This window comes from Azohydromonas australica DSM 1124, from assembly GCF_000430725.1.
Lineage (GTDB): Bacteria > Pseudomonadota > Gammaproteobacteria > Burkholderiales > Burkholderiaceae_C > Azohydromonas > Azohydromonas australica.
The window spans coordinates 1-3408 of record NZ_AUMO01000151.1; the positions used below are offsets into that span (position 1 = coordinate 1).

Below are 3408 nucleotides of genomic sequence, written 5' to 3' on the forward strand. Positions count from 1 at the left end.
CTGCAGGCCTTCGAGAAGCGCGTGAAGAGCGGCGACGCCGCGCGGCTGGACGCCACCCGCTTCGAGCTGGATGCGCTGCGCGTGCAGTCCGACCTGGTGCTGGCCGAGAACGAGCTGCGCGCGCTGCGCCAGCAGCTGGCGCTGGCCCTGGGCGCGCCGGAGCAGGCGGGGGCGCTGCAGCCGCGCCTGGTGGTGCCGGCGCCGCCGCCCGTGCCGGCGGCGCCGGAGCAGATCCCCGGCGTGGTGGCAGCGCAGTCGCGGCTGCAGGCTGCCGAGCGCGCCCGCGAGCTGGCCCGGGCGCAGGCCACGCGCGACGTGAGCGTGGGCGTGCAGCTCGACCGCTACCCCGTCACCCCGACCAACTCCAGCGGCACCGGCAACACGGTGTCGCTGTTCGCCAGCGTGCCGCTGCTGGTGAACCACGCCTACCAGGGCGAGATCGCCCGCGCCGAGGCCGACGTGGACAGCGCCGCCGAGGCGCTGCGCCGCGCGCGCACCGAGGCCGCCGGCGAGGCCGCGCGCGCCCAGTCGCAATGGCAGGGCGCGCTGGCGCGCCGCCGCCTGGTGATGGAAGAGCTGCTGCCCGCGGCCGAGCGCGTGGCCGCCGGTGCCGAGCTGGCCTTCAGCCGCGGCGCCAGCGGCGTGCTGGAGGTGCTGGACGCACGCCGTGCGCTGCGCGCAGCGCAGATCGAGCGCATCAGTGCCGAGGCCGAGCTGGCCCAGGCCGCCGCGGCGCTGCAGGCCAGCGCCACCGTGTTCGAGGCCGGGGCGGCCTCGCGCTGAGCCCTGCATTGCAGACCGTCACGCCTTCCGTGCCGTCTCCCCATTTTTCCGAGCCGTCCATGATTCCTCCGTTTTCCCTGAGCAGCCGCACCCTGGCGTGCGGCGTGGTGCTGTGCGCCGCGCTGGCGGGCTGCGCCAAGCACGAAGCGCCTGCCCCGGAGCCCAAGCCGACGATCTCCGGCGACGTCGTCAGTTTTCCGAACCAGGCAGACCCGCCAGGCCTGCGCGTGGTGGCCGTCGATGCAAACGCACAACGGGCTCTGACCGTACCGGGCCGGCTGGGCTGGGACGAGGACCACACCGTGCGCGTGTGGACACCCTTTGGCGGACGCATCGAGCGGCTGCGTGCGGTGGTAGGACAGACCGTCAAGCGCGGCGACGCGTTGGCGGACATCGTCTCCGGCGACATCGGCCAGGCGCAGGCCGATCTCCAGAAGGCCGAAGCCGATCTGCGCCTGTCCCGAAGCGCCGCCGAGCGCGCCCGAGAGCTCGGCTCGGCCGGCATCATGGCCGCCAAGGACGTCCAGCAGGCCCAGGCTGACCTTGCCCGCAATCAAGCCGAGCGCGCACGCGCAGCCGCGCGGTTGAGCCAGTACGGCGTGAGCACGAACGCGGTGAACCAGTCGCTGACCTTGTCGTCGCCACTGGCCGGCGTGGTGGTCGAGCGCAATGCCAACCCCGGCGCCGAAGTGCGCCCGGACGTGCAGGGCCCACCTCTGTTCGTCGTCACCGACCCAGGCTCGCTGTGGGTAAGCCTGGACGTGGACGAAACCCGCCTCGCGGCCTTCAAGGCTGGTGCCCAGATCGAGTTGCAGGCAGCGGCTTGGCCCGACGAGCGTTTCCCGGCCACGGTGACGTACGTGGGTGAGGCCGTCGATGCGGCCAGCCGCACGGTGAAGGTGCGTGCACGGGTCTCCAACCCGGAGCACAAGCTCAAGGCCGAGATGTACGTCAACGCCATGATCCAGACCACCGGCGCGCAGCCGCAGGTGCCTACCGACGCGGTGTTCCTGCGCGGCGACCAGTCGTACACCTTCGTGCAGCAGGCCCCCGGGCGCTATGAGCGCCGCGGCGTGAAGGTGCGCAGTGCCGGCCCGCAGACCGTGACCGTGCTCGACGGCGTCAAGCCCGGCGAGAAGGTCGTCATGGGCGGTGGTCTCTATCTCAACCAGCTCCTGGACGCCGCCCAGCCATGAACCGCTTCGTCCAGTTTGCGCTCAAGCAGTCGCTGATGGTGTGGCTGGCGCTGGCCGTCTTCATCGGCTCGGGCGTCATCGCATTCCAGAACCTTCCTGTCGAAGCCTTCCCTGACGTGTCGGACACGCAGGTCAACGTCATCGCGCTGTACCCGGGCCGGGCCGCCGAGGAAGTGGAGAAGCAGGTCACCATCCCGGTGGAGATCGCCCTCACCGGCATTCCGCACACGGTACGCCTGTTCTCGCACACGCAGTACGGGCTGATGTTCTCCATGGTTACCTTCGACGACAAGATGACCGACCAGCTCGCGCGCCAGCAGATCCTGGAGCGGCTGCGCTCGGTGGACCTGCCGCCGGGCGTGGAGACCGAGGTGCCGCCGCCCTCCACCGCCATCGGCGAGATCCTGCGCTTCCGCCTGCGCGGCGACGGCTATGCCGCACGCGAGCTGCGCGAGATCCAGGACTGGGTGGTGGAGAAGGCGCTGCGCCAGGTGAGCGGCGTGGCCGACCTCGTGACCATGGGCGGCGCCATCAAGCAGTACGAGGTCAATCCCGACCTGCAGCGCCTGCGTGACCACAAGCTGAGCCTGCAGGACCTGTTCGCTGCGCTGCAGCGCGCCAACGCCAACGCCGGCGGCGGCGCCATGACGCAGGGCCGCCAGCAGTTCCTGGTGCGCTCGCTGGGCAGCTTCAAGACTTCCGCGGACATCGAGCAGGTCGTGGTCGGCGAGCATGACGGCACGCCCGTCCTGGTGGGCGACGTGGCCAGCGTGCGCGTGGGCCAGCAGCCGCCTCAAGGTCTCATGGGACAGGACGACGCCGACGACATCGTCAACGGCATCGTGCTCATGCGCAAAGGCGAGAACCCCTCCGTCGTGCTCGACGGCGTGCACGCCAAGATCGAGGAGCTCAACACACGCCTGCTGCCGAAAGGCGTGCAGATCGAGCCCTACTACGACCGCAGCTGGCTCATCGGCAAGACGCTCAAGACCGTCTTCATGAACCTCACCGAAGGCGCCATGCTGGTGATGTTCGTGCTGTTCCTGTTCCTGCAGAACCTGCGCGCCGCGGCCATCGTGGCGGCGGTGATCCCGCTGTCGCTGCTGGCCACCTTCCTGGGGCTGACCTTCGTGGGCATCCCGGCCAACCTGCTGTCGCTGGGGGCCATGGACTTCGGGATCATCGTGGACGGCGCGGTGATCGTGGTGGAGAACATCTTCCGCCGCCTGGGCGAGCTCAACGAGCACCAGATGAAGAACAAGGTCGAGCGCATGAAGGCGGTGATGCGCGCCACCGTCGAGGTGGGCCGGCCGACGCTGTTCTCGATGGTGATCATCATCGCGGCGCACCTGCCCATCTTCACGCTGCAGCGCCATGAGGGCCGCATCTTCTCGCCCATGGCTTGGAGCGTGACCTCGGCGCTGGTGGG

The 3408-nt window shown here is 70.2% G+C and carries 3 protein-coding genes; all 3 read left to right on the forward strand.

Translation table 11 applies throughout. The features are described from left to right. On the forward strand, positions 1-783 hold a 783-nt coding region (locus H537_RS44185), incomplete at its 5' end, for a TolC family protein (RefSeq protein ID WP_043459243.1). 59 nt (positions 784-842) lie between these two features. Beyond that, on the forward strand, positions 843-1979 hold the full coding sequence (locus H537_RS0118815) for an efflux RND transporter periplasmic adaptor subunit (RefSeq protein WP_028999065.1): 1137 nt from the start codon (positions 843-845) through the stop codon (positions 1977-1979). Beyond that, on the forward strand, positions 1976-3408 hold a 1433-nt coding region (locus H537_RS0118820; RefSeq protein WP_028999066.1), incomplete at its 3' end, for an efflux RND transporter permease subunit. The genes H537_RS0118815 and H537_RS0118820, both read left to right, overlap by 4 nt.